Source organism: Pseudomonas sp. NFX71 (assembly GCF_048079215.1).
Taxonomy (GTDB): domain Bacteria; phylum Pseudomonadota; class Gammaproteobacteria; order Pseudomonadales; family Pseudomonadaceae; genus Aquipseudomonas; species Aquipseudomonas fluorescens_B.
In genome coordinates, this window is sequence record NZ_CP182230.1 from 4193922 (window position 1) to 4218420 (window position 24499).

The window sequence follows — 24499 nt, forward strand, 5'->3', positions numbered from 1 at the left end:
CATGCCAAAAATGAAAACGAAAAGTGGTGCTGCTAAGCGGTTTCTGAAAACTGCTAACGGTATCAAGCACAAGCACGCTTTCAAGAGCCACATCCTGACTAAAATGTCGACCAAGCGTAAGCGTCAACTGCGCGGTAGCAGCTTGCTGCATCCGTCTGACGTGGCAAAAGTCGAGCGCATGCTGCGCCTTCGTTAATTTTAGTCAAGAATAGAGGAAGTAACTCATGGCTCGTGTAAAGCGTGGCGTCATTGCCCGTAAACGTCACAAAAAAATTCTGAAACTTGCTAAAGGCTACTACGGCGCTCGCTCGCGCGTATTCCGTGTTGCCAAGCAAGCGGTAATCAAGGCAGGCCAATACGCCTACCGTGACCGTCGTCAGAAAAAACGTCAGTTCCGCGCTCTGTGGATCGCTCGTATCAACGCTGGTGCACGTATCAACGGTCTGTCCTACAGCCGTTTCATCGCCGGCCTGAAAAAAGCGTCCATCGAGATCGACCGTAAGGTTCTGGCTGATCTGGCAGTGAACGAAAAAGCGGCGTTTGCTGCGATTGTCGAGAAAGCTAAAGCCACCTTGGCTTAAGTACCCCCGACAGTCACCCGGCCTCACCTCTGTGGGGCCAGGTGTTAAACGTCATAAATAGGGGAAGAGCCTTCAAGCTCTTCCCCTATTTTGTATCTGGAGTCTGTACATGGAAAACCTGGATGCGCTCGTCTCTCAAGCACTAGAGGCTGTGCAAAGCGCTGAAGATATCAATGCCCTGGAGCAAATCCGGGTTCACTACCTTGGCAAAAAGGGTGAATTGACTCAGGTGATGAAGACCCTGGGGAATTTGCCGGCAGAAGAGCGTCCGCAAGTCGGCGCGCTGATCAACGTTGCCAAGGAGCGTGTCACAGAGGTTCTCAATGCCCGCAAGGCACTGTTTGAAGAGGCCGACCTGGCCGCCAAACTGTCTGCCGAGTCCATTGACGTGACCCTGCCTGGCCGTGGCCAGACCTCGGGTGGCCTGCATCCGGTTACTCGTACTCTGGAACGTATCGAACAGTTCTTCACCCATATTGGCTACGGCATCGCCGAAGGCCCTGAGGTCGAAGACGATTACCACAACTTCGAAGCGCTCAACATCCCAGGCCATCACCCGGCCCGGTCGATGCATGACACCTTCTATTTCAATGCCAACATGTTGCTGCGCACCCATACCTCGCCGGTACAGGTCCGCACCATGGAATCGAAACGGCCGCCGATCCGCATCGTCTGTCCAGGCCGTGTGTATCGCAGCGACTCCGATATCACTCACTCGCCGATGTTTCACCAGGTCGAAGGCCTGCTGGTCGATCGCGATATCAACTTCGCTGACCTGAAAGGCACCATCGAAGAGTTCCTGCGTGTGTTCTTCGAAAAAGAACTGGCCGTGCGCTTCCGTCCTTCGTACTTCCCGTTCACCGAGCCATCCGCTGAAGTCGACATGGAATGCGTGATGTGCAGCGGCAAAGGCTGCCGTGTCTGCAAGCAGACTGGCTGGCTGGAAGTCATGGGCTGCGGCATGGTTCACCCGAACGTGCTGCGCATGTCCGGGATCGACCCGGAAGAGTTTTCGGGCTTTGCCTTCGGCATGGGCGTTGAACGTCTGGCCATGCTGCGTTACGGCGTGAACGACTTGCGTCTGTTCTTCGACAACGACTTGCGGTTCCTCGCGCAATTTCGCTAGTCGTAACGAATTCTTAGGAGAGCAGGATGAAATTCAGTGAACAATGGCTGCGTGGCTGGGTAAGCCCGCAGGTAAGTCGCGACGAGCTGGTTGCTCGTCTGTCGATGGCCGGTCTTGAGGTCGATAGCGTTACGCCGGCCGCCGGTGAATTCGTTGGCGTAGTGGTGGGTGAGGTGTTGAGCACCGAGCAGCACCCGGACGCTGACAAGTTGCGTGTTTGCCAGGTCAGCAATGGCTCGGAGACTTTCCAGGTGGTGTGCGGTGCGCCAAACGTGCGCCCGGGCCTGAAGATCCCGTTCGCCATGATCGGTGCCGAACTGCCGGGCGACTTCAAAATCAAGAAAGCCAAGCTGCGTGGCGTTGAGTCCAACGGCATGCTGTGCTCGCAAGCCGAGCTGCAAATCGGCGAAGGCAATGATGGCCTGATGGAATTGCCGGCCGATGCGCCGGTGGGCCAGGACATCCGTGAATACCTGAGCCTGGACGACGCCAGCATCGAGGTCGACCTGACCCCGAACCGCGGCGATTGCCTGTCCCTGGCGGGTCTGGCCCGTGAAGTTGGCGCGCTGTACGCCGCTGAAGTCACCCGCCCGGTCATCGCCACCGTTCCAGCCGTGCACGACGAAGTGCGTTCGGTTGAAGTGCTCGCGCCAGCCGCTTGCCCGCGTTACCTGGGGCGTGTGATCCGTAACGTAGACCTGTCCAAACCTACGCCTCTGTGGATGGTCGAGCGTCTGCGTCGTGGCGATGTGCGCAGCATCGACGCTGCCGTCGACATCACCAATTACGTGATGCTGGAGCTGGGTCAACCGCTGCACGCGTTCGACCTCGCCGAAATCAATGGCGGCATCCGTGTGCGCATGGCCGAAGAAGGCGAGAAGCTGGTATTGCTCGACGGTCAGGAAGTCAGCCTGCGTAGCGATACGCTGGTGATCGCCGACCACACCCGTGCATTGGCTATCGCCGGCGTCATGGGTGGCGAGCACAGCGGCGTCAACACCGCGACCACTCGCGACATCTTCCTCGAAAGCGCGTTCTTCGATCAGATCGCTGTCGCTGGCAAGGCCCGTTCCTATGGCCTGCACACCGACGCTTCGCACCGCTACGAGCGTGGCGTGGACTGGCAACTGGCCCGTGAAGCCATGGAGCGCGCCACTGGCCTGCTGCTGGAAATCACCGGTGGCGAAGCCGGTCCGATCATCGAAACCGTCAGCGAACAGCATCTGCCGAAGATCGCACCGGTCACCCTGCGTGCCCAGCGCATCACCCAGATGCTGGGCATGGAAATGGAACCGGCCGAAGTCGAGCGTTTGCTCAACGGCTTGGGCCTCACCGTTTCGGCGGACGGGGCAGGGCAGTGGCGCGTTGAAGTGCCAAGCCATCGCTTCGATATCAGCCTCGAAGTTGACCTGATCGAAGAGCTGGCCCGTCTGTACGGCTACAACCGTCTGCCGGTTCGTTACCCGCAAGCCCGTCTGGCGCCGCAAGCCAAGGCTGAAGCGCGTAGCGACCTGCCTGAGCTGCGTCGTCTGCTGGTAGCCCGTGGTTATCAGGAAGCGATCACCTACAGCTTCATCGATCCGAAACAATTCGAGTTGTTTAATCCGGGTGTCGAGCCGCTGCTGCTGGCCAACCCGATTTCCAACGACATGGCGGCCATGCGCTCGTCCCTGTGGCCAGGTCTGGTCAAGGCGCTTCAGCACAACCTGAATCGTCAACAGGATCGCGTCCGTCTGTTCGAAAGCGGCCTGCGTTTCGTCGGTCAGCTGGAAGGTTTGAAGCAAGAGCCGATGCTGGCTGGCGTGGTGTGCGGCAGCCGTCTGCCGGAAGGCTGGGCGCAAGGTCGCGATGTCGTGGATTTCTTCGACGTCAAGGCTGACGTGGAAGCGGTACTGGGCTTCGCCGGTGCGCTGGACTCGTTCACGTTTGTGCCGGGCAAGCACCCAGCGCTGCACCCGGGTCAAACCGCGCGCATCGAACGCGAAGGTCGGCTGGTAGGTTTCGTGGGTGCGATTCACCCTGAATTGTCGAAAGCCCTCGGTCTCGATCGTCCGGTCTTCGTTTTCGAGCTGGTTCTGGCTGAAGTGGCGTTGGGCAAAATGCCTAAATTCCAGGAGTTATCGCGCTTTCCTGAAGTGCGTCGTGATCTCGCGTTGATTGCCGAAAAAGGCGTCGCGGCTAGCGCTGTACTGGACGTAATCCGTGAAAATGCAGGGGAATGGCTGACGGACCTCAGGCTATTTGACGTATATCAGGGTAAAGGCATTGATCCTGATAGAAAAAGCCTTGCAGTCGGCTTGACCTGGCAGCATCCATCGCGCACTCTTAATGACGATGAGGTGAATACCGCGACGCAAAACATCCTCACCTCGCTCGAACAAAGGTTGAACGCCACGTTAAGGAAGTGACGTATGGGGGCTCTGACGAAAGCTGAAATGGCGGAACGTCTGTATGAAGAGCTGGGCCTGAACAAACGGGAGGCCAAGGAATTGGTCGAACTGTTTTTTGAAGAAATCAGGCACGCTCTTGAAGACAACGAACAAGTCAAATTGTCCGGTTTCGGCAATTTCGACCTTCGGGACAAACGCCAGCGGCCCGGCCGCAATCCGAAAACGGGTGAAGAAATCCCAATCACGGCTCGCCGTGTGGTCACCTTTCGTCCAGGGCAGAAGTTGAAGGCCCGAGTTGAGGCTTATGCTGGAACCAAGTCATAACGACGAGCTACCCGTCATCCCAGGCAAACGCTACTTCACCATTGGTGAAGTCAGCGAGCTGTGTGCGGTAAAACCGCATGTGCTGCGCTATTGGGAGCAGGAGTTTCCTCAACTCAACCCCGTCAAACGACGCGGAAACCGCCGGTATTATCAGCGACAGGACGTGCTGATGATCCGGCAGATCCGCGCGCTTCTTTACGATCAAGGGTTCACCATCGGCGGCGCGCGCTTGCGTTTGTCCGGCGATGAAGCCAAAGACGACACCACTCAATACAAGCAGATGATTCGGCAGATGATTGCCGAACTGGAAGATGTGCTGGTGGTCCTCAAGAAATAAATTCATGCGTTTGAATACTTCCAGTTTTCAAACGCTTGCGATATATTCTTGACCGTCCTTCGAGATGAAGAACGGGTTTCACGCCTAGTCGGGGCGTAGCGCAGTCCGGTAGCGCACTAGCATGGGGTGCTAGGGGTCGAGTGTTCGAATCACTCCGTCCCGACCATATTTACTGAGTGAAATCAGACACTTAAGCCGATCAGTTAGATCGGCTTTTTTGTGCCTGCGCAAAACCCGCGCAAAACTTGCGCAAAACTACCCGGTGATTTCGCTGATATTCAGGTCCGGAATTGCCTCGGACCAGACGATTTCTTCGTGGTCCCGCTGGTAGTTTTTGGTCATGCCTTCGCTCGCATGTCCAGCGATCTTCTGCCCATCCTTTCCGGCTTTCTTGTACAGGTGCAGTGACAGCGCCCGTACTTCGTGGAAGCCCGGCATCTCCTCTTCCTTCCATCCCTTGTAGCATTCCGCCGCCTCCCGGGCGTCCTTGAACGCTCGAGTCAAATACCTTTCCTCAACCTTCGTCCAGTGGTCCTTGGTCTGCGCCTGTTTCTGTTTCAGGCGATCGGGCTTGCGGTGCACCAGGTATGGCGAGACAACATCGTCACGGCACCGACTGATGACTGCCTGGAGTTCCGGCGTCACCTGAAATCGAATCCATGCGGCGTCACTGACTTTGGCTGTTTTCTTCTGCACCACGTACAAGTACCCCTCTCGGACGCCGTCGAACCTCATGTCGAGGATGTCTGTCCGGCGCTGCGCGGTGATCAACGCCAAGTCGATCGCGTTCTGCAGCCAGGCTGGCGACTTCACCCTGATGGCCTTCAGCCCCTCGACGGTGTGACGCTTGCGCAGTTTCTTCTCGATGCGGTTGATCGTGCTCGCCGCCGGGTTGTCTGCGCAAAGTCCTTTGGAAGCGGCGTGGTTGAATATGTCTGTCAGCAGCGCACGGCACTGGTTCGCCGTGCGCGGCGTAAGTGCATCCAGCATTTCGGCGACCATGCGGATCGTAATCTGGTCGACAGCCTTGCCCTCGAATTGTTTACGGAAACGACGGAAGTGCACCGCGTACAAGCTAAGCGTGCCTTTGGCCAGCTCGCGCGGTGGCAGGACGTCTTTTTCATAAGTGTCGAGGAAGCCCGCGAACGACTCCGATGATACGGACATCACGGATCCGACCAAGTCGGCACCGCGCATGAACTCCAGATTCAATTGCTTGGCCGCGTCGATTGCCTTAATGCGATCAGCGCCGAACGGGAACCACTTGCCGTCGGTCGGACGCCGGTAGCGATATGTCGAGCGTCGCGCATCGAAGTACAGATTCTGCGGGAGGTTCTTATTCGCCTTATTCCGCGGCCGAGGGACCATCACGCAGCTCCTTTCAATACCATCGCCACCAAGTCGTTTCCGTCCGATCGGTTGAATGCCGTCCAGTCAACGTACCAGAGTTTTCCGATCTGCTCGCCGGGCACCATACCGTTGCGGATGTGATTGCGTATCGCTTGGGGGCAGGGAGGGGTTCCGTTTTCGCCCCAGCGCCGACGCTGAAACTCGCTGATCTTGATCAGTTCTCGCTTCATTGGATGCCTCGGGTTGATCTCTGATGCTGATTCATTTCGCCGGTGTCGTGTTTCGCTATGGACGGTTGGCTTTGACGAGTAGGGAATGCCTCTCCCTCCCACCTTCCTGGCTTGCCGCGTATTGCTCCGTGGTGTTCGTATCGGTGGGGTTTCTTGCTGGCGAAGAGTTTCTCGCAGGCCTTAAACAGTGCCTGTTCCCCCTCAATAGCTTTCAGGTCTTGGCCTGCCATCGAACCAACCTGAATCCAGCCCGACTTGTCGCGGCCATAGTTTTCAGTCTTGAACAGCCGGTAGCGGTTCCTGTGCCCGGTGTTGGGCGACGAGCTCTCCGTGTTCAAGTAGAAGTGGACGCTTCCTTGATGGATTTGCAGGATCGTTTTAGCCATTACGCACCTCTGCGCCAGGCACTGAACGAAGGTTTAGCAGCTTGATGCCGCAGGCCCTTGCTAGCTCTTGTAGATCCCTCACTGTGGTCTGGTCGCGCTTCATCGCCATGCCTAGGTCTATAAGGCGCTGGCCAAACTCCGCGAATTCGCTAGTTGGGGTCTGTGCTTGAGTACTCACTGTGCATCCTCTCGTGTTAAGGGTTGCCAACCACTCAGTTTCTCCAGGACGAGCAAAGGCCCGCCGCATTGTTGGCATTCGCACCATTTGGTGAAGGCTTTAGGTTTGCCATGAGGCAAAGGAGAATTGATGCGAAAATAGCAAACGCTAAATAAGCAGTCAATACAAATTGCTAAATGATATTTGACTATGCGGTGACAGAGCGGCAGGTGCAACGCGGTACTGCTCGTAGTGGCGATTCAATGGTGATAAATTTCCGGCGTTAGCAAGCTGTACGGACGAGAGGGGGACGCCTTGTTCTGGGTTCGGACGGCGGCAACAGCTTCACCAAGGTTCAATAGCGGCATGTGTCCCGGTGGGCGATGTATTCGCGCTGAAGCTGATGAAGCAATGCCCTGAAGAAGGGTTGATCAATGCCAAAGAAACGTCAGGAAAGCAAAGCAGCGACTGCTGCTGATATTGAGCGCTCCATCCAAGCCCTGAACAAAATGGCTGAACGCCTTTGGGGAGATGGTCGAGAGATCGAGGCGAAAGCTCTCCTTGATGCCTTAGATGCGTTAAACCGGGCGCTTGATCGGATCAGGATTGGCGAAAGTCGCAGGGTTCTTCATTGAAGACCGTTATGGATCTGGAACGAGAGTTGATGGCATGGCGCACTCTCTTCAATACCAGATAACCGAATCCGTTCGAGTCGTTGAGATCGAGGTGGGAAAGCTTCTCGATCTGGCTGCAACGCTTCGAGACGATGGGAATGATGACTTGGCTTCGGCCGTATCAATCCAAGCGCACAGGCTTCTTGAGGCAGCGGTAGCGCTGAGAATCGCAATGGCAGGCTGACTGCTTACGCCGACGAGATCAGCCGGTGCGATAATTAGGAAATTCATATAAATGACAGATCTAATACAAGGACTCGATGGTCCCAGAACAGCCCAGCAGGAGTTGTTCTACGACTTGGAGGACCTGGCCTCGGTAATCCGGTGGTCGATCATTGAGCTGAGCGACCTGGCCAGTCGCACCAAGGCTCCTCTCGACTCGCTCAATCTGTCGAAGTTGTGCGCGCTGCTTACAGCGGAACAGGAAAAGGTTCGCCGCCACGCCGATGAGGTGAAGGCGGGAAGGATTGTTCGGGGAAAGGCTGAGTAGGTGGTTCGTCAGGGTTTTTATATTTTTTCAACGCGCGCTAGACGCAATAACAAATGGACTTGGAAGCATGGCTAAGCCTGGGCAAATACCGTACGCCGACGCGATTCACGCTATTGCCCTCGGCAAAGAGTGGTCCGGCGGCGGCAGCCTGAAATGGATAGTCAAAGGTCCCGAGGGCTTTCCTGACCATCATAAATGTCGTGCAAACATATCCATTAACGGGGTCATACAGGAAGGCTACTTTGTAGACATCTTCCACAAGAAAAGCATGATTGACGGCATACCTGACAAGGTTTCCATTGCGCTGATCGTCAATAGCGCGAGGATTCTTGCCCTAGATGAAAACGGCCCTTCGCAGCATGCCAATACCGTCGGCAAGGGCCACTCTTTTTATCAGCAGATTGCCGACCATCCTCATCTCCATGTCCCTACCGCCGAGTCATCTGCTGGCTACGCTGAGCCACTGAAGCGTACGTCTATCGAAGATTTATGGCAGGTGTTCCTAGACCGTGCCAATATCAACAACGCCCCACCGTTCAATTTTCCACAGAAAGACAGCCAGATGGACCTCCTATGAACTGTGCCCAGATCAGCACTCAGCTTGGCTTTCAATGCAGCTCGATCAGAGAAGGACTTACCTATGTCCAGTCTCCGCTGACGCTTGCGTTTGACGGCCTGTTGATCGGCGCCTTTGTCCAAGACATTGGGCGGGGGCTGGTGCGCATTTCTGATAACGCTGACATTCTGTTTACAGCTATGACTCATGGCATGACGCCAAACGCCAAGCGAGCAAAACGTTTTAGCGCTATCGCTCAAGAAAGCGGAATCTCGCTTTCGGATAACGGCGAGTTGTACACAACGTGTCCCGAGGGTCAGGCAGGATTTTACATCGCACGTTTTATCGAAGCCGCCTCCCGGATAGGGAATGCTTGCGATGACCAGCTAATTATTCCTGTATCTAAATTTGAGAAGACAGTCGGAAGAGCGCTGACCACAGGATTCAGCAAGAGGTTCAAGCGAAGCTTTGCGTTGGTGGGGGCGAGCGGGCACCAACTTGTATTCCCGTTCGTTATTGATCCAGGGACGCCGCAGCAGCGGATAATACAAACGATTTCGTCTGGGAAAAGCGGCAAGCCAAGTTGGGGGTCGGTGTATGGCGCCATAGGAAAAATGGGTGATCTGAAAAACTCCGGGGACAAAACCCGTCGTATTGTTGTGATGCAAGACGGAGACCCCGACACCGTTCAGCAGGCCACCATAGCTCTTGCGCAGACAGCTTCAATCATCATTTATAAGAGCGATGCAAGCCTGATTGAGGCACTAAAAGCCGCTTAATTAAAGCCCGGCTCAGCGCCGGGCTTTTTGTCTACTCAGCCCCGTCCAACCAGTGTCAGGCTGCCACCATTTACATCCCGCTCCCGGCTACTAGGATTAGGTCCTTCTCGTTGGTTTACGGATAAGCGAATGGACACCCTAAGCAAAATGGAAATCGAGGCGGCCCTCGCAAGCCGACTGCCTAACTGCGCGATTTCCTGCACGATTAACCCGGATAGCGGCCTTTCCATCGACATCATCGGTCCACATTCCCACCAATTCACGATCATCAACATCAATCGGCTTCAGTATCACGGAGAAGCGGGAATCAACAGACTCGTTCGGGAGATCCTGGAAGAGATGGTGATCACCCGGAAGTCCTCCAATTTTTGACACAGCATTGCGGTTGCCATTAAGCCACCACGCTCTACACCCCACAGATCGCGTCTTCGACGGCGCGCGCATATGTTGCCGTCGCCACCTCTATCAAGGTCTTGCGTTCTTCTGGGTCAATAATTTCTTTCTCCCGAAAATAGTCAGCAAGCCGAAGTAGTTCTTCGTATTGCTCCTGCGCATTCATCCGATCTTCGGGGTTCGTCAGTAACTCATACCAAGCGTGAAGCGCGTTCGCTTTCGCGTCATCGTACATGGCCCTTCTCCGAGGAGTTTTTCGGTAGAGACCACCATGCCTTAGAGGTTTCGTTGCTGGCGACGGGTGGCATAGGCACGGCGCCGGGCATTTTCGTTCTGGCGTTCACGGGCTGATGGTGGCTGTACGCCATGGTAGAGTTGGAGATCAATCCTGGAGGGAACCATATGCGATTAACTGTTATCGCCTCATTGGCTGCATTAGCGTTGTCTGGCTGTGTGCCGCCTCAGCGTATTGATGCGGCACGTCTTGCGCAGCGACCTGGCCCAGAAACATTTAGCTTGTTGAGCAGCAACCCTTTAAATGGCTCGGCTACAGAAGTCGAAAACGGACTTTCCCTGATCGACAAAATCACAGCAGGGGGTGGTGAAAAAAATGAATATGAGTCGAGCGGCGAATACAACCGCAGGATTTCCGAGCTAATACCTGAGGCCCTTTCTTTTCAGTTAAAACTGGACAGGTCTTTGATTAGTTATGATGCCGATACTGGTCTGCTGGCAGTCAGCGTGGCGCTTGATGATGCGGCAAACAAAGGGTATCAAGGGTCTGGCAGCTCTGCCGGGGCACAAAAAACATATCCCGCGCTTTTGATGGGTGGGAGTGTAAAAATAAACGGCCAGTATCAAGGGCAAAATGCATTCGGGGCTTCGGCAACGGTTAGCCAGGTCAGTGCAAAAAAGGTCTTTGTTGTCTTGGGAGAAGTCTCAGGCTCCATTGGAGTCGTGTCTAACATCAGCGGAAAAGCTGCGATTCCATCGGCAACCATGAAGTCTATCGCGAACGATCTTGCGCTCCGAATAGACGGGCGCTCCGCTGCGCCTTATTTCACAACATCAGCTGATTTTCAAGAAGCTACTATCTACACCAAGCAACAGACCTCTTCCCGGCTGTACTTCCTAAGACTCGACCCCGTTAGAGTTTCGCTAATCAACACCAAGACCGGGGCTGTTTATGCTGGGGATATCAAGATGACTGTTACCAGATACTAGTCAGCCATCAGCGTCTCGAAAGCCCGCCAGACGCGGGGTTTCTATCGCCTGCGCTTAGCTCAAGCTTCGGCGCTGATCTGGGTGGCAAGGGGGAGGGCGGCCGCAATCTCGTCCATCGTCGCCTTGTCTCGGTCGAAGTAGGCGGCGCCTGTACGTGTAATCGCAAGCTGATGATCCCCAATCTCGACAACGTCCACCAAAGCAAAGAGAGAGATCAGGGCTAGACCTTCGGCTCTACCGATCTCTGTCGCTGGCCACTCACTTCCCTCATCCAGCATGGCAGCAAATTCCTTGGCTTCTTCTAGCGTGTTGAATAGCTCCAGAATTTCCGTCGACCAAGTTTTACTGCGGTCGCGATACGCTACCGTCTCTGGTGACCCTGGACTCCCGAGATAATAGGCATGCCGGTTTGCGAGAGCTTGGGTGTCCGGATGGTTGGGCCCGCGCCGAATTATCCAGGCGCCGTTAGGGCCCTTCGCGCTTACATGTGGAATCAGGACGTACTGCTTGATGGTGGGTTCATCATCGAAGGCGTTGTACGGCAAGACTGGGCGCCCCAGATGCAACGCTGTCGCCCCGCAGTCCAACTTTACGCGATAGCTGTCCGACGATTCCCATATCCCGAAGCGCTCGTGTTTTTTCATCAGCCGAATGATCGCGGGTATCAGCACCTGCGATTTCTTCGCCATCATGGGGGCAATCCGAAGGAGCTTTCTATCCCGTTCGCTGATTTCTTCTGGCGGTACCGGCTCGAGGTCCGCCGGGGTGAACTCTACGAACTCCCACTCAAGTAGGCCTTCTTTTTCCTGGGCTGCTAACCACTGCAGACGCTCCGGTTCCATGTACAGCTGGTCCGGTCGTAATGGGATCGAGTCCGTCTCGCGTGCTGCGCGGCCGGCGCTGCTGACAGGCTTAATTGAATCGATCGCCGCTTCCCAATCGCAGCCTGGCTCGGTCCAGATCGGTATTGCGTCAGGGAACACCACGCCCGACGTGCTGTTCTCTGGAGTCCCAAAGTAGTAGCTGACGTACGGAAGGGTGCTAAAGAACGTCTTCGTCATAGTGCGGGGCGCAGGATGACTCCCTTCAATGAGGTTGTACTCAAGGACAAGGTCCAAATCTCCGCAAGTCATCGCACCGCGGGCGTACGATCCCACAACCCACAGCGAAGTTAACTGCACCTGGGACTTCGCTGGTTTATTGAAGAAGTCTTTGTGAGCGATGGTGCGGATCGATGCTTCGTCCAGCCTTTGGCAGATCCGCTCCAGCTTCTTGGTGAAGGACTCGCGGGGATAACGCTTTTCGAGTGCTGCCATGCTCTTGTCTCTCCACGCAAGGTGAGGAGAGCGACCGTATCATTCATGGTAGCTAAATCACCATTAGCAACAGGTACTGAGAGACGGTTTTCATGACGCATAAAAAGCCCGCTCAATTACGGGCATGTGATTCTACGAGTCCTAGTAGCTTTGATCCAAATTCATAGATGCTTGGTAAACGGTTTCCAGTGGGTGATCACGGCAATATTTATCGACGAAGGCCGTCAATGTCTCTCCATCCGGTTGCTTCTTCATGCTCGTTTCACTATCCATAAATCGTTGAGTGTTGGTTCCACTCAAGTAGCCCTGTATCCATGTTACAACCATGGCGTCAGATATCTCCTTATTGACTGAAGGGGGTCTTAGGTACTGGCCGCACGATAGGGCGCCCACACCAGCGATCGCGAATTTTGGCTCAGCCAGGGATGTATTCGAGTAAACGAACGCGAATGTGACTGCTAGTGCGATGGCTGAGTTTTTTGTTTTATGCGCATGCGCCACGGAATTTCTCCTTGTTTTAACAGCTCTATCCATCAGGTTTCAGAAAAACGTACTTAAGCCTAGCGCATCCCTGGCGGCACGCTCCGCTTCGTATGACCACGTCTCATCTATTACATTTTGCTAACTGGCGATAGACTGGATGCTATTTTTTTGCAGTCCAGGATTTCATATGAGTGACTCGTTCGATGAGACTAGAGCCCTATTTATAGAAAAAGCTAAAGAGTTTGGGGCTGAGCCAGATGAGGTAATATTTGGTGGTGATGATTTTGTGAGTATGCAAAATCATATTGTTGGGGTATTGGCGTCGATTTCAGCGGTAGGCCTCTCGAGGAAGGTTAAATCTGTAGAAAGTTTGTTTGATCTAGCTGCGGATTTGGGAGCGGTTGTTTTAGGGCCGTTATTGCAGCTTCAAAATTACTTTGATAACACTTCCAATAAATGTATGGCTGAACAGAAGGCGCTCACAGAACTTTTATTCAATATATCTCACTTGTTTTTCATCCCTAGTGGAAATTTACGAAATCGATATAGGGTCGAAAGCTCAGCGTTCAATTCTTCCTTAGGTTTTGTTAATGAGTTGAAAGAGGCTATTAGAGAACGGGCACAAACGATTGCAGATGAAAAGTGGAAATCAGATGCGAAAAAGAAGGAATACCCCCGAGTATCAGACATGGCTCTCTATGTTAAGGGACGATTAGAAAGTGAGGGCTGGTCAGACGATTTGCCCAAAACCATCGAAACAATCAAAGGCTGGCTAAGGCCAGTGGCTCCAGCTTACGCGAAGCAACCAGGCCGCTCTCCTAAATCATCCTGAGCGCTACGCTCAAGGGGTTTTACGCCCGTGTAAACCCCTGTTAACGGGGCGTTGACGATGTTTTCCTCTGCATTTCTATCGAGTCCAATGAAGGCTCACTCCGATCAGAGGCTTCCCAATTGGAAAGAAACGAAAGCGCATCGCAATGTGAAGCTGAGCACTGGCTGGGAACGAATCACGGCATTAAATCGAAGCTGCTTTGGCGGGGCAGCAGTGGATTGCCAGCAATCCTTTTATTATGTGCTCCCGCAAGCCAAGAAACAGACATTTGGGCCAAACATATTAAAAAGAACGTGCCCTATGGTGTTCGATTAAGATTTAGCGTTGGTGTTTCTGATCCTGATCGCCGTCCTCGTCAAGAGCGTCAATTCGATCCAATAAGCCTGGCGATTCTGCTTCTATCATCTTGCGCATCTCAGGATCTTTTGAGCGCTCCCTCAAACCTACCATTGTCAGCTTACGCACGAGCTCTTCAGTGGTGATTCCGAGACCAGCAGCTGCGGTGTCGAGGTATTGAGCCTCATCAGATGAAAATTCAATTTCGATTTCGTGAGTAGTTTTCCTAAGCTCAGGCATCAAATCGTACGCATCCATTTTTAAGACGCGAGCCAACTTTAGGGCACCACCGAGACGTGGCTTAGATCGGCCAGCTTCATACCGCACGATTTGCGGAAGGCTAATACCGCTCTTTTCCGAGAGATCTTTTTGGGTCAATCCTGCCTCAGATCTGGCCCACAAAAGGCGCTCCGCGAAGGGTCTGAAGTCGGTCATTAGGGATGGCTGCCTTTCGATTGTTGAGTTTCATATCACTATAACAGACAAGAAATGACGTTCGATGATCGGTATTGACAGGTGATCATAAGAGGTATCAAATGATCATAAGTGATCACAAAAAAGGTTCGGAGGTGGAAAATGAAGCAAGAGAAAAGACCGCTGCTCATCCGATTGCCAGCGCAGATAAGGGAGTGGCTGGATGCGAAATCAGAGGAGAACGGGAGGTCAGCGAACGGGGAGGTGGTTTTCCGGTTGAGGAAAATGATGGAGCAGGAGCTAGTGCATGAAAATCAACAGGCATGAAAAAGCCCCAAGCGCGCCAACGCTTGAGGCCTATGAAGCAGTGAACATTTCTGAGGACATTCACATGAAGCAGGATACGGCATCACAAGAAAAACTCAATGCTGGCGGTATCAGGATGCCGGTCACGGTGGAGTTGTCTTTCACGATTTGTAATCCCAACCAAGACCACCTGCTTGCTGTCCGTCCTGGGATCCCAGTAACCGATGCCCTTGAGGAGGCGTCCTGCATTCTTAGTGAGTTGAAATCCTCACTTGAGGCAGCGGCCATGGGGATGGACGGAATCACGCCTAATCAAGCTTGGCTCCTGTTTCGGGCTGCGAATACAGCGAAGGTTATTGTCGACTCTACGCATGCAGGCTTGGAGAGAGCGCAATGAACATTTCCTTTAGTCAGCAGGGGCAGAATGGCATCGCGGCACATTTTCAGATTCAACAAGATATGTCGCGGACCACAATGTCCTCTCGTGAGATTGCCGATTTGGTTGGCTCTCGTCATGACAAGGTCAAGCAATCCATCGAGCGCCTTGTTGAGCGTGGCGTAATCGTCCAACCCCCAATGGGGAGTGAACAGTTTCGCGATTCGATCGGCCGGCCTCGGGATGAATCCGTCTACCAGGTCTGCAAGCGCGATAGCTTCGTCGTCGTCGCCCAACTCAGCCCGGAGTTTACGGCTCGCCTGGTTGATCGCTGGCAGGAACTGGAACAGCAAGTTGCTAAGCCAGCCTTCGACTACGCTGCGGCACTGAGCGATCCCCGCACACTCCTGGCGCTGCTTACCGAAAACGTGACTAAGGTCGTCGCGTTGGAGGCGGATAACACGGAGCTGACCAAAGAGAACCATCTGCTGGAAGTGAAGGTGGAGCAGGACGCGCCGAAGGTGGCGTTCCACGACATGGTCGCGGTTTCGCACAAGACGTACAACGCAGCTCAAGCTGCGAAGATCATCGGCACTGGCCGCACAAGGCTATTGCAGTTCATGCGGCAGAAGGGATGGGTGACCAGGAACAACGAGCCGTACCAAGCGAAGATCGAGGCAGGTTTGCTCGATGTAAAACTGGGCACCTTTGAGCATCCAATCGACGGCACGATCCCGACGTGCTCGACGCTGATCACCGGCAAGGGACTGACCAAGCTGCAGGCTATGTGGCAGGACAGGGAAGAGGACTTGCTGAAGTAGTTGAGAGCCCGGCCTAGCGCCGGGCTTTTGCTATCTGGGGTTTATGGCTTTTCGGAGTTGGCTTTCTCAAGCAGTCCCGCGATGCCTTCCAGCAACACCAGGTCCGACTCTTTCAGCTTCCCCTTAGCCGCGGCTCTGGCCAGCTTATCGATGATGGCAATCGCTCTGGGCGAGGCGGCCCCTAACATCGCTTGGTATGCAGGCGACTGCTCACGTACGACTTCATGACGGGTGAACTCACCCTCAATGACGTTCGAACCGTAGCCGCCCGGGTTTACCAGTACGCCAGGCGCCAAGCCGATTTTCTGCTCAAGGTTGAGCGCAGCTTTCTCGCCGAGGCCTCGATGCCCATTGAGGATCTGGGACAAATAGGAAGCGTCCAGATCGTGCTGGTCGGCGAAATCTTTCTGGCTGAGTGGGCCGATTACGCGCCGCAGCGCTTCGACCCGAAGAGTTTTCATATCCATAGGCGAATAGTGATCCTGCGTTAGCAAACAGTAAATTATAAATTGCTATTGCTATGTAAATTAGCATTATGTAATCTGAGCTTCTTTCGGAGATCAACATGACGCTACTCGACCTCATCCGCTCCTTGGAGCCGGCCCAACTGGATGCTCTAGCGGAGCGAAGCGGAACCAGTGTCGGCAACCTCAAACAGATTGCTTACGGGTATCGCCTGGCTGGTCCTGGGCTCGCCATCAATCTTGATCGCGAGTCGGGGAGGGCGGTGACGTGTGAAGAGCTGCGTCCTGATATCGACTGGGCTTATCTGCGTAATTCATCCACCAGCTCCGAGCAATCTGCCGCCTGATCCGATGAGCAAAGTTTCGCTCATTGCTAAGACGTGCTGCCACGACAACCGCCAAGAGGTTTCCCGAATGGAACAAGTACATCGCGCAATCCATGAGGCAGTGCTTGATGCCGGGCCAAAACAACTGGCTCACCTGATGGGCATGAGCCACACCGCGCTGCTCAACCGCAGCAACCCGAATGACGACTCGCACCGGCTGAACCTGGAGCAATTCCTTCAAATTCTGGTGCACAGCAAGAACCCTGAACCATTGCAGTTATTGGCGAGTGCATTGGGGTACGAGTTGGTGCCACTGGTGAAGCCGGAGGGGAAAAGCCTGGTTCAAGCGCTGGTGCACATGGCTGCTGAAACTGGAGATGTTTCTCGTGCAGTTCATGACGCCATGGCAGATGGCCGCGTAACGCAGATCGAGAAGGCCGGCATCCAGAAAGAAATCAGCCATGTGCGGCAGAGCTTGTTGGTGCTGGAAGAGTCGGTAAAGGCGGCGTGAACACGCTGCCAGGCAAGGACTTGCATTATTTCAAACGGGTGGATGATGAAATTTGCCCGGTGCAGAAAGCAACAAACCCGGCGGGAACCGGGTTTATCAAATCGTCCTGTGCAACCAGGACAACACATCTCGTAGAGGTATTAATCATGGCACACGCAATTGGTGGTGAACAAGCTCGTCGGTTGATGTTGATCAACTATCCGCTGATTCGTACGCGCGACGACCTGAGTTTTACAGCTCGTGACGTTCAGGGGCGCATGGTCAATTGGCCCCGGACCAACCCTGGCGTCGCTGCTGACTGGAAAAAGGGCATGTCTTTCTTCGATCAAGAAGTCAGCGCATTGGCGGCGTTTGACGAAACCGAAGCGTTCCATGCGATTCAGTTCGCAATCATGGATATGGGCGGTCGCTACACGAACCTTGAAATTGGTTTTGCTGAGCGAGTTGCTGCAGCTGCAGTGTTGGGCTTGCGCGCAATGCGAGACGGTGCATCTGAATTTGTTCCTGTCGATCGGGAGGACAACTAATGGGCCGATCAATCGAACCCACAGTGATCGACGAAGCCTACATGGAACGTTTCGCTGACGACGCGCTTGCGTATAACGCTTGGGAAGGTGCCGATTTGGCGCAGGAGATCTTGTTCGACGAGGCATCGGACGCGGATAGCTTGAGCGATGCGAAATTCGAGGTAGCTCAAGCAGTCATGGCTTTGCGAGTCCTCGTCCGGCGGATGACTGGGATGGACGCCGACGAGCTCCGCAAGGCCATCTTCGAGCGGCGCCTGGAGCATGTCATGCGACTCGATGGTGATGCGCCAGTGACCGCGCAACTACCGGATGGGGAGACTCTTCAATGAGAACTCTACAGGTGCCGCATGTGGAGTCTTCCACGGCCTGCAAAATCGCCGGCCCTTGGCCGACCTATGCCAGCTTCCGAAATCTCCCTGAGCGTGAACGCTGGGTGCTTTACGGAAGTGCCAAGGCGTACCGGCAGGCTCTGGAGGATCAGGGATTCGTCATGGCCGAGTCTTACGACGCTTTCATCAAGCGTGTCACGGACGAGATGGAGCTCTGACGTATGAGCATTCAGTCAATGGTTTGGGCTCTAGAGCAGCGATTGGTAGAGGAGTCCACTGCACGCCACGTTCTCCTTTGTCTCGCCAACTATGCCGACAAGAACGGTAAAGGGGCATTCCCCTCTACGAATAGCTTAAGCGATGACACTGGCCTGGCCGTGCGGACGGTCAAGTACAAGCTTGAGGCGCTTGAGGCACTTGGTGCGATTCGCCGCGGCAATCAAGCGATCGCGGCAGCCTATATCGACAGACACGATCGTCGTCCGGTGGTCTACGACATGGCCGTGGAGCGGGGTGCACCAGATGCACCCCGTTACGAACGGGGTGCAAATGAAGACGAAACGGGGTGCAACTCACAACAGAACGACGTGCAAATGGCGACAGAACGGGGTGCACCACATGCACCCAATCCTTCATCTATCCGTCAACTACCCGTTAATAAACCAAAAGAAGGCGCAGGCAAGCCTGCTGGCGCTCATCCGAAGGGAAAGTCGAGCAAGTTCGATCCACTAGCTGCCAAACCGGAGAACGCATCGATCGAGTCCTGGGTTGGGTTCTGCGAAATGCGTAAATCCAAACGCAAGGATTTGACCGAGCGCGCCTGTCAGTTGATCTCGAAGAAGCTGGCTAACCACCCCGATCCTGATGTTGTCCTGGATAACTCCACCACAAATTCGTGGAGCGATATCTACCCGGATTCGGTACTGCCTGGAACTAGCGCAAAAACCGGGAAAACATCAGCCTTTCACGGTCTGCCTAACCATACGCACGAGATGTATCCGGAGGTGAAGAATGGCCCGAACTTCTAATTTTTGCAGACCGCCTCGTGCCCGGTTCTTTGACCTCGAATGCCCGCTGCATGGTTCGGTGAGTAGTTCCGAGATCGAGCAGTTCGGCGGTTCCGTGTTGCCACGTGGTTGCAAACATTGCCACTGGGAAGCATTGAACACCGCGCCGATCGAAAGTGACGCGCACCTCAAGGCGCGAGGCCGGAAGAAGGCTGAAGAGCTCAATAAACTGCTTGTCGGCTCCGGGATTACACCGCGGTTCAGCAACTGCACCTTCAGCAGTTACAGAACCACTGGCGGCGTAGACGGTATGGCAAAGGCGCTGAAAATCTGCTCGGAGTACGTTGCTCAGTTCGGAGAAAATTATGACGCCGGTCGTTCGTTGATTCTCTCGGGAAACGTAGGCAACGGAAAGACGCATCTGGCTTGCGCAATGGTTCAGGAGGTTATTCGGGAGCATGGGGCCCAGGCGGTTATCGTGTCCGCTGCTGAAATCATTCGGGTCTTCAAAGGGGCGATGGATCGGAGTGCTGAATACACCGACAAAGACGTACTCAATGAACTGGCGAGTTTCGACCTTCTGGTGATCGATGAGGTAGGGGCCCAGGCTGGCAGTGCTTACGAACTGGGGATTCTTCATGAGGTGATCGACCGGCGTTATCAGTTCGTTCTGCCTACTGTAGTGGTCTCCAATCTGATGGCTGCGGACTTGGGGCGTTACATCGGCGATCGAGCGTTGGATCGTTTGAGGGAGAGTGGCGGGCAGGCGGTGGGATTTAGCTGGGCCTCAGCTCGAGGTGCTGTATGAGCCGAGAACTTTTTAGCATCGAGGCAGAGCACGGGGTGTTGGGGGCGCTGTTGCAAGACGAATCGCTTTTCGATGAGTTGACCGCCCGCGTCGCTACTAGGGATTTCAGCGATCTTGAAAACGCGGCTATGTACCAGGCAATTCTCGATACTCACGCGAGTGGCCAGCCGATCGACGTTGTTACTGTCGGAGTATGTCGACCCGCTTTACCGAGCGGGTACAGCACCTTCGCCTATGCCGCAGAGATCGCCAAGAACGTACCCAGTGTCGCGAACTGGAAAGCTTACGCCAGAGTCGTGCTGGAGCGTTCGGCACTGCGCAAGGTAGTGGAGGTCGCCGAGATCATCCGTGACAGCGCGAATGAAGACCGACCAGTAGTGGAGATCATAGCGCTGGCTCAGCAAGCCACAGCAGACCTGCGCGAGCTTGGAGATGGTGAGCCAAAGTACCAGCGTCTTGACCACATGATGGGCCGAGCAGCAGAGGTCGTCGACGACAAATTGAACCACCGCCTCCCGACTTGGCCATCAACAAGCCTTTCGGCACTCGACAATTTAATGCAGGGGGTCAGACCGAAAAAGGTCACGGTGATAGCGGGTCTCCCTGGGAGTGGCAAAACAACCCTGGCGCTGCAAATCGCACAGCACAATGCTTGCGTCGCACGTAAGCCGTGGCTTGTGTTTTCAATCGAGATGCCCGGAGAGGAGCTTGGACTCCGAGCTATTGCTTCACTTGGCGGTGTCGACCTACGGCGGCTCGATAACCCAGAAAAAATGGAAGATGACGACTGGGCCAGAATGGTTGGCGCGGTAGCCAAGGCGAGGGGGGCACCGCTGTTCATTTGCGATGATCCCGTACAAACCCCTGCGAGCATTCGATCGACGGCAAGGCAATGTCAGCGAGAGCATGGATTGGCAGGAATCGTTGTCGATTACCTGGGATTGATTCAGTCGGAAAGAAAGGGGCGGAGTCGAACGGAAGAGGTTGGTGCTATCAGCAAATCCCTTCTGCGGCTTGCGAAGGAGCTTGACGTCCCTGTGCTGGAGTTGGCGCAGCTAAACCGTGACTCAACTAAGCGTGTCGGAAAGAAACCTCAGTCCAGTGATTTACGCGATTCGGGCGAGATCGAGGCTGACGCCAGCTGCATCATCATGGTTCATCGCGATATGGACACGGAGGAAGGGCAAAACGGTGTCACCGAGCTTTTGATGACCAAATGTCGTCACGCCAAAGTTGGCAGCTGCATCGTCCAACAGCAGGGTGAGTTTGGCCGGTTTGTGAACTTTGCGGGGAATCCATATCCGTCCAGCGAAGAGGTCGAGATGAAACGTCCCTTCGCTGGTAAGTACAAAGGGGGAGCCAAATGAACAACCGAGTAACTGCAATGCTGCCGCGCAAAAGCATGAGTGATCTTGAGCGTCGTTTCTTGAAGATCGCAGGTGAAGAGTTATCGAAGGTCAAAGTTGGCGGCCCCAGCGCGCTGGCGTGCTTGCTTGACATGGTCGCCTCCTGGCATGGCATGCGGGCCGAAGTCGGATTTCACGATTTCGGTCAACGTTGGCTGATTGAGGGCAACGCCAAGAACAAACCTGCAGATCGGTTGTTGCGCGACCTGTTCGGTTTGAGTGATCCAGACCCGAGGAAAGCCGCATGAAAAAGCGAACGTACATCGGTAAAGCCTTGGGGGATACCGAGTGGCTGTTGGAACAGTGGGGCTATTGGCGGATGGATGGAATGGGCGTGCCGCGGTACGTATCGCCGCTTTATGCGCTGATTCGCGACAACACCCCGTGCGAGGGAGGCGTGAAGGAATACTCGCTGACCGATGATCTCGCACTGGTGTTGGATGGGGCTGTCGCACGCTTGATCAATCGTGATGATCAGATGGGAAATTTCATCTGGCTCTATTTCGGCGCCAAGTGGCCAGCCTTACGAATTGCCAGAGAAAACGGCATTGGCGAAGCGAAGGCGAGGGAGGTAATCAAAGCGGGAGTTGCCTGGGTTGACTGTGCTTTGGAAGGAATTCGCGAGGCGGCTTAAAAAAGTCTTTCCACGCGGATAACGACCTGTTTTCATGGCACGGTGTTCAGCTGTTTCAGCGCGACACCACAGAGAAAGCCCGGCCATTGCGTCGGGCTTTTTGTTTTCTGGCTGTATGATTCTCGCTTTCACTCAAGGAAAGTAGAGATGACTGTCACATACACGCTAACCCTGATTGCAGCGTCAGCTATCAACGATGACGTAAGCCTGCTGGCCGGGCATAAGAATCTGTGGAGAGTGGATTGCCAAGGAAAGCTTGTCGCCTATTGCGTAGACAAGAGCTTTGCAGATCGCATTGCGGAAGAGGACATGTATCGTCCAACGATCGCCGGAACAGGCAATCTGTTTGCTTACCCTTCGACTGATGCTCCGGTCGCCCTGTGCATTGGTACGGTCAACCTGGCGCTGATGCAGTCCGAGTAGTCCACATACTGCTTACCAAGCCCCGCCATTGAGCCGGGCTTTTTGTTTTCTTGGTGTTGGTGTATAGATCGCTTTCTATTATTCCAGTGGCAAGGAGCTATCAGTGACAGACGCTCAAGTAAAAACGCAGCTTGAAAAGCTTCGAGAGCAGTTTGGTGACGATATCTACACCAAAACGAAGTGGGAAGGTCGTCAGAATGACTGGCTCATTCAGTGGTTTGCAAAATTTGTAAATACCACCAGTATTGGAGTTCCTTTGACTTTTACCGTCGGTGGAAATCTGATTTCGGGGCACCTGATTTCCGAAGCTGATTACTTTGAACAGTTAGCAACTGATTTTTCAGGGGCGCTTCATGAGGACAATCGGGCGTCGGCCAAGGAAATGATCAAATCTCTCCAGCCACAGCCAGCTACCGATAAAGACGACGAAATAGCATGCCAGTTTGTTCATTTGTCGAATGCCAAAGTGTTCACTGACGCGTCGAAGCCAATTGTGTCCGGCGGTACTCTATGGAGAGGAAAAATTTCCAGCATAGAGGGCTTTCACCTAGGATCACTCGCAATCTGTTAAGGCCAATTTTTAAATGAGCCCCGCCATCCTGCGGGGCTTTTTCGTTTGTGGTTTGCTTACCTGATCGCTTTTTGAGCGCTGCGTAGTTTGCTAGGCTGCGCGGCCTTGTACTTTGAGATCAAATGGACATGATTGCGCGAATTCTGCTTGTTGCACTGATTCTGATGCCTGTTGTTTCGGCTCAAGCCGCCAAAAAGGCGCCGGCCGATGATGAGGTCGAGTATCTGATCCCTGAGGACTGGGAATCGAAGAAAGACGAGCCAAAGGCACCGCCCAGCCTTGAGTTGACGCCTAAGGCCTTTCAGGTCGGAATGGCAAAGCACATCAAGGAAATCCCTCAGTGCAAAGCTGCAAAGCTTGGCGCTGGAAGCCCGATCAAGGATGGCCAGGTCGTTTACCAGGAGTTGAAACTCGACGGTGCCGAGGTCGACATAATTCTGGACGTTAATCCGGCTGGCAAGATATCGAACGCAAAGTTCACCGGGCCGAACGGCGCGAAGGACAACTCGCAGCTCCAGCTTATGATGTGCTCGACGTACGCGATCATGCGAACCCTTCAGCCTGAATATGAAAAGCCGGAGCAGGCGCAGCGCAACATGTCTCACGTTTGGAAGTCAGCGGCGACAAAGCCATTCAAGATGGCCTTTTACTTCAACAGCATCAAAACGCAATACGTGCCGTTCGAGATGAATGTGTTCTAAACCCCGCAGTTCGCAACCAATTCCAAGCCCTGGCATTTGCCGGGGCTTTTTCGTTTTCGGCTCCACCACACCCATTGCTCCGAGCTGGGAGTGCTGCTGGAGCCGGATCTACTCACTCCCCGAAAGGGAGGATGCCGAGATGCCAAACATGCCTGACAAACCAGACACTTGGCTGCTCGTTCTCGCGTGGCTGAGCCAGCATGCACCTACGATCTACGCCGGTGCACTGTCATTCGTAGTGGCTGCTTTGCGGATCATCTATGGTGGCGGCACACGACGCCAGGCGTTGCTCGAAGCCTCGCTCTGTACATTGATCACCGTTGGCCTGATCCCGCTGCTTGAGTACTTCGGACTGCCTCAGAACTTTGCTACTGCTGCTGGTGTGTTCATTGGCTTTCTCGGTGTGAAGAAGATCGCTGACCTTGCCGATCGCTTCGCCGACTTCAAACTGCCGCGGCGCGGAGCGGAGTAGGTATGCCATTAAGGCCACAGAAGCCTTGCGTTGCTCTCGGCTGCCGGGCGTTGACCCGCAACCCACGCTACTGCGATGACCATGCTGACCTAGCTAAGGCCGTGGCTGCCAAGGTGGTCGAGAAACAGCGAGAGAGCAGCTGCCAGCGTGGATACGGATACAAGTGGCAGAAGGCGAGCAAGGGCTTTCTTGCCAAGAACCCACTGTGCGCTGAGCACGACCGGCGAGGTGATGTCGTGGCGGCCACTGAGGTCGACCACATCATCCCTCACAAGGGCGACATGACGCTGTTTTGGAACCGTGGCAACTGGCAGTCGTTGTGCCACAGCTGCCACAGCAGGAAGACGGCCACCGAGGACGGTGGATGGGGCAATCCGAGGCGATGACCGTGCAAAATGCACGGGATCAGGGTCAAGTGAGAGGGATTCCCGTTCATGGG

At 54.4% G+C, this 24499-nt stretch carries 39 protein-coding genes and 1 tRNA gene; 32 read left to right on the top strand and 8 right to left on the bottom strand.

The features are described 5' to 3' along the window. Window position 1: 1 nt before the first annotated feature. The 7 genes from rpmI to ACM1ZW_RS19485 all read left to right on the top strand — a co-directional run bounded on the left by rpmI (window position 2) and on the right by ACM1ZW_RS19485 (window position 4924). Window positions 2-196 (top strand): 50S ribosomal protein L35, encoded by a 195-nt coding sequence (gene rpmI, locus ACM1ZW_RS19455; RefSeq protein WP_002553160.1) that lies wholly within the window; start codon window positions 2-4, stop codon window positions 194-196. A gap of 28 nt (window positions 197-224) precedes the next feature. After that, window positions 225-581 carry a 50S ribosomal protein L20 gene (rplT, locus tag ACM1ZW_RS19460; protein WP_007905879.1) on the top strand — a complete coding sequence of 119 codons (357 nt, stop codon included), beginning with the start codon at window positions 225-227 and terminating at the stop codon, window positions 579-581. 109 nt (window positions 582-690) lie between these two features. After that, the gene (gene pheS / locus ACM1ZW_RS19465; protein ID WP_017337673.1) at window positions 691-1707 is read left to right on the top strand and encodes a phenylalanine--tRNA ligase subunit alpha; all 1017 of its coding nucleotides are present in this window, start codon (window positions 691-693) and stop codon (window positions 1705-1707) included. A 26-nt stretch (window positions 1708-1733) separates the two neighbouring features. Beyond that, window positions 1734-4115, top strand: a complete 2382-nt coding sequence (pheT, locus tag ACM1ZW_RS19470) for a phenylalanine--tRNA ligase subunit beta (protein WP_414884592.1) — start codon at window positions 1734-1736, stop codon at window positions 4113-4115. Window positions 4116-4118: 3 nt separating this feature from the next. After that, on the top strand, window positions 4119-4421 hold the full coding sequence (gene ihfA, locus ACM1ZW_RS19475; RefSeq protein ID WP_002553164.1) for an integration host factor subunit alpha: 303 nt from the start codon (window positions 4119-4121) through the stop codon (window positions 4419-4421). Next, window positions 4402-4758 carry a MerR family transcriptional regulator gene (locus ACM1ZW_RS19480; RefSeq protein WP_003179985.1) on the top strand — a complete coding sequence of 119 codons (357 nt, stop codon included), beginning with the start codon at window positions 4402-4404 and terminating at the stop codon, window positions 4756-4758. The genes ihfA and ACM1ZW_RS19480 overlap by 20 nt, the downstream gene beginning before the upstream one ends. Window positions 4759-4847: 89 nt before the next feature. Further along, a tRNA-Pro gene (locus tag ACM1ZW_RS19485) sits at window positions 4848-4924 on the top strand. Window positions 4925-5013: 89 nt separating this feature from the next. Here the strand turns inward: ACM1ZW_RS19485 and ACM1ZW_RS19490 are convergent. From ACM1ZW_RS19490 to ACM1ZW_RS19500, 3 genes are read right to left on the bottom strand one after another with little or no spacing between them, the layout of a single operon-like run. Further along, entirely contained in the window at window positions 5014-6126 is a 1113-nt protein-coding gene (locus tag ACM1ZW_RS19490) for a phage integrase Arm DNA-binding domain-containing protein (protein ID WP_416739055.1), read from the bottom strand. Continuing rightward, on the bottom strand, window positions 6126-6338 hold the full coding sequence (locus ACM1ZW_RS19495) for a hypothetical protein (protein WP_223538687.1): 213 nt from the start codon (window positions 6336-6338) through the stop codon (window positions 6126-6128). The genes ACM1ZW_RS19490 and ACM1ZW_RS19495 overlap by 1 nt, the downstream gene beginning before the upstream one ends. Further along, the gene (locus ACM1ZW_RS19500) at window positions 6335-6724 is read right to left on the bottom strand and encodes a hypothetical protein (protein ID WP_416739056.1); all 390 of its coding nucleotides are present in this window, start codon (window positions 6722-6724) and stop codon (window positions 6335-6337) included. Before ACM1ZW_RS19500 ends, ACM1ZW_RS19495 begins: the two co-directional genes overlap by 4 nt. A 591-nt stretch (window positions 6725-7315) precedes the next feature. On the opposite strand from ACM1ZW_RS19500, the gene ACM1ZW_RS19505 reads away from it, so the two are divergent. The 5 genes from ACM1ZW_RS19505 to ACM1ZW_RS19525 all read left to right on the top strand — a co-directional run bounded on the left by ACM1ZW_RS19505 (window position 7316) and on the right by ACM1ZW_RS19525 (window position 9752). Further along, on the top strand, window positions 7316-7516 hold the full coding sequence (locus tag ACM1ZW_RS19505) for a hypothetical protein (RefSeq protein WP_416739057.1): 201 nt from the start codon (window positions 7316-7318) through the stop codon (window positions 7514-7516). A gap of 274 nt (window positions 7517-7790) precedes the next feature. Beyond that, the gene (locus ACM1ZW_RS19510) at window positions 7791-8045 is read left to right on the top strand and encodes a hypothetical protein (RefSeq protein WP_416739058.1); all 255 of its coding nucleotides are present in this window, start codon (window positions 7791-7793) and stop codon (window positions 8043-8045) included. A 67-nt stretch (window positions 8046-8112) separates the two neighbouring features. Further along, a complete protein-coding gene (locus ACM1ZW_RS19515; RefSeq protein ID WP_017337682.1) occupies window positions 8113-8622 on the top strand; it encodes a hypothetical protein in 510 nt (169 codons plus the stop codon). After that, window positions 8619-9380 carry a DUF1828 domain-containing protein gene (locus tag ACM1ZW_RS19520; protein ID WP_017337683.1) on the top strand — a complete coding sequence of 254 codons (762 nt, stop codon included), beginning with the start codon at window positions 8619-8621 and terminating at the stop codon, window positions 9378-9380. Before ACM1ZW_RS19515 ends, ACM1ZW_RS19520 begins: the two co-directional genes overlap by 4 nt. Before the next feature lie 129 nt (window positions 9381-9509). Beyond that, a complete protein-coding gene (locus ACM1ZW_RS19525; protein WP_416739059.1) occupies window positions 9510-9752 on the top strand; it encodes a hypothetical protein in 243 nt (80 codons plus the stop codon). Window positions 9753-9786: 34 nt separating this feature from the next. Here ACM1ZW_RS19525 and ACM1ZW_RS19530 read toward each other — a convergent pair whose 3' ends face one another. Beyond that, window positions 9787-10008, bottom strand: coding sequence for a hypothetical protein (locus ACM1ZW_RS19530; protein WP_416739060.1), 222 nt, complete (start codon window positions 10006-10008; stop codon window positions 9787-9789). Between the two features lie 167 nt (window positions 10009-10175). Here ACM1ZW_RS19530 and ACM1ZW_RS19535 point away from each other — a divergent pair, with 167 nt between their 5' ends. After that, the gene (locus ACM1ZW_RS19535; protein WP_416739061.1) at window positions 10176-10997 is read left to right on the top strand and encodes a hypothetical protein; all 822 of its coding nucleotides are present in this window, start codon (window positions 10176-10178) and stop codon (window positions 10995-10997) included. 59 nt (window positions 10998-11056) lie between these two features. Here ACM1ZW_RS19535 and ACM1ZW_RS19540 read toward each other — a convergent pair whose 3' ends face one another. Together ACM1ZW_RS19540 and ACM1ZW_RS19545 are read right to left on the bottom strand one after the other, a co-directional pair. Continuing rightward, window positions 11057-12313 (bottom strand): hypothetical protein, encoded by a 1257-nt coding sequence (locus ACM1ZW_RS19540; protein WP_416739062.1) that lies wholly within the window; start codon window positions 12311-12313, stop codon window positions 11057-11059. A 141-nt stretch (window positions 12314-12454) separates the two neighbouring features. Further along, a complete protein-coding gene (locus tag ACM1ZW_RS19545) occupies window positions 12455-12847 on the bottom strand; it encodes an HdeA/HdeB family chaperone (protein WP_416739063.1) in 393 nt (130 codons plus the stop codon). Between the two features lie 136 nt (window positions 12848-12983). Here ACM1ZW_RS19545 and ACM1ZW_RS19550 point away from each other — a divergent pair, with 136 nt between their 5' ends. Then, entirely contained in the window at window positions 12984-13628 is a 645-nt protein-coding gene (locus tag ACM1ZW_RS19550) for a hypothetical protein (RefSeq protein WP_280163474.1), read from the top strand. Between the two features lie 318 nt (window positions 13629-13946). Here ACM1ZW_RS19550 and ACM1ZW_RS19555 read toward each other — a convergent pair whose 3' ends face one another. Then, window positions 13947-14399, bottom strand: coding sequence for a helix-turn-helix transcriptional regulator (locus ACM1ZW_RS19555; protein ID WP_017337689.1), 453 nt, complete (start codon window positions 14397-14399; stop codon window positions 13947-13949). A gap of 141 nt (window positions 14400-14540) precedes the next feature. On the opposite strand from ACM1ZW_RS19555, the gene ACM1ZW_RS19560 reads away from it, so the two are divergent. The 3 genes from ACM1ZW_RS19560 to ACM1ZW_RS19570 are packed head-to-tail and all read left to right on the top strand — an operon-like array spanning window position 14541 to window position 15881. Then, window positions 14541-14705: an Arc family DNA-binding protein gene (locus ACM1ZW_RS19560; protein WP_017337690.1), complete on the top strand. Its 165-nt coding sequence runs from the start codon at window positions 14541-14543 to the stop codon at window positions 14703-14705. Then, window positions 14686-15081: a DUF3077 domain-containing protein gene (locus ACM1ZW_RS19565; protein WP_017337691.1), complete on the top strand. Its 396-nt coding sequence runs from the start codon at window positions 14686-14688 to the stop codon at window positions 15079-15081. Before ACM1ZW_RS19560 ends, ACM1ZW_RS19565 begins: the two co-directional genes overlap by 20 nt. Next, window positions 15078-15881 (top strand): phage antirepressor KilAC domain-containing protein, encoded by an 804-nt coding sequence (locus ACM1ZW_RS19570; protein WP_017337692.1) that lies wholly within the window; start codon window positions 15078-15080, stop codon window positions 15879-15881. Before ACM1ZW_RS19565 ends, ACM1ZW_RS19570 begins: the two co-directional genes overlap by 4 nt. 41 nt (window positions 15882-15922) lie before the next feature. Here ACM1ZW_RS19570 and ACM1ZW_RS19575 read toward each other — a convergent pair whose 3' ends face one another. Then, entirely contained in the window at window positions 15923-16348 is a 426-nt protein-coding gene (locus tag ACM1ZW_RS19575) for a hypothetical protein (RefSeq protein ID WP_416739064.1), read from the bottom strand. A gap of 98 nt (window positions 16349-16446) precedes the next feature. Here ACM1ZW_RS19575 and ACM1ZW_RS19580 point away from each other — a divergent pair, with 98 nt between their 5' ends. From ACM1ZW_RS19580 to ACM1ZW_RS19650, 15 genes are all read left to right on the top strand, one after another. Next, window positions 16447-16692, top strand: coding sequence for a transcriptional regulator (locus ACM1ZW_RS19580; protein WP_017337694.1), 246 nt, complete (start codon window positions 16447-16449; stop codon window positions 16690-16692). A gap of 67 nt (window positions 16693-16759) precedes the next feature. Next, a complete protein-coding gene (locus ACM1ZW_RS19585; RefSeq protein ID WP_416739065.1) occupies window positions 16760-17182 on the top strand; it encodes a phage regulatory CII family protein in 423 nt (140 codons plus the stop codon). Further along, window positions 17179-17709: a hypothetical protein gene (locus ACM1ZW_RS19590; RefSeq protein ID WP_416739066.1), complete on the top strand. Its 531-nt coding sequence runs from the start codon at window positions 17179-17181 to the stop codon at window positions 17707-17709. Before ACM1ZW_RS19585 ends, ACM1ZW_RS19590 begins: the two co-directional genes overlap by 4 nt. Continuing rightward, entirely contained in the window at window positions 17709-18038 is a 330-nt protein-coding gene (locus tag ACM1ZW_RS19595) for a hypothetical protein (RefSeq protein WP_416739067.1), read from the top strand. The genes ACM1ZW_RS19590 and ACM1ZW_RS19595 overlap by 1 nt, the downstream gene beginning before the upstream one ends. Then, entirely contained in the window at window positions 18035-18256 is a 222-nt protein-coding gene (locus ACM1ZW_RS19600) for a hypothetical protein (protein ID WP_017337698.1), read from the top strand. Before ACM1ZW_RS19595 ends, ACM1ZW_RS19600 begins: the two co-directional genes overlap by 4 nt. A 3-nt stretch (window positions 18257-18259) precedes the next feature. Continuing rightward, window positions 18260-19066, top strand: coding sequence for a helix-turn-helix domain-containing protein (locus ACM1ZW_RS19605; protein WP_416739068.1), 807 nt, complete (start codon window positions 18260-18262; stop codon window positions 19064-19066). After that, a complete protein-coding gene (locus ACM1ZW_RS19610) occupies window positions 19050-19853 on the top strand; it encodes an ATP-binding protein (protein ID WP_416739069.1) in 804 nt (267 codons plus the stop codon). The genes ACM1ZW_RS19605 and ACM1ZW_RS19610 overlap by 17 nt, the downstream gene beginning before the upstream one ends. After that, a complete protein-coding gene (locus ACM1ZW_RS19615) occupies window positions 19850-21220 on the top strand; it encodes a replicative DNA helicase (RefSeq protein WP_416739070.1) in 1371 nt (456 codons plus the stop codon). The genes ACM1ZW_RS19610 and ACM1ZW_RS19615 overlap by 4 nt, the downstream gene beginning before the upstream one ends. A gap of 17 nt (window positions 21221-21237) precedes the next feature. After that, window positions 21238-21507, top strand: a complete 270-nt coding sequence (locus ACM1ZW_RS19620) for a hypothetical protein (protein WP_416739071.1) — start codon at window positions 21238-21240, stop codon at window positions 21505-21507. Next, on the top strand, window positions 21504-21893 hold the full coding sequence (locus tag ACM1ZW_RS19625; protein ID WP_416739072.1) for an antiterminator Q family protein: 390 nt from the start codon (window positions 21504-21506) through the stop codon (window positions 21891-21893). Before ACM1ZW_RS19620 ends, ACM1ZW_RS19625 begins: the two co-directional genes overlap by 4 nt. A 147-nt stretch (window positions 21894-22040) precedes the next feature. After that, window positions 22041-22316 carry a hypothetical protein gene (locus ACM1ZW_RS19630; protein ID WP_416739073.1) on the top strand — a complete coding sequence of 92 codons (276 nt, stop codon included), beginning with the start codon at window positions 22041-22043 and terminating at the stop codon, window positions 22314-22316. Window positions 22317-22419: 103 nt separating this feature from the next. Then, the gene (gene gvpU / locus ACM1ZW_RS19635; protein WP_416739074.1) at window positions 22420-22887 is read left to right on the top strand and encodes a gas vesicle accessory protein GvpU; all 468 of its coding nucleotides are present in this window, start codon (window positions 22420-22422) and stop codon (window positions 22885-22887) included. 122 nt (window positions 22888-23009) lie between these two features. Beyond that, window positions 23010-23588 (top strand): hypothetical protein, encoded by a 579-nt coding sequence (locus ACM1ZW_RS19640; protein WP_416739075.1) that lies wholly within the window; start codon window positions 23010-23012, stop codon window positions 23586-23588. 139 nt (window positions 23589-23727) lie between these two features. Then, window positions 23728-24060, top strand: coding sequence for a phage holin, lambda family (locus ACM1ZW_RS19645; protein WP_416739076.1), 333 nt, complete (start codon window positions 23728-23730; stop codon window positions 24058-24060). A gap of 2 nt (window positions 24061-24062) precedes the next feature. Further along, entirely contained in the window at window positions 24063-24446 is a 384-nt protein-coding gene (locus ACM1ZW_RS19650; RefSeq protein ID WP_416739077.1) for an HNH endonuclease, read from the top strand. Window positions 24447-24499 lie beyond the last annotated feature (53 nt).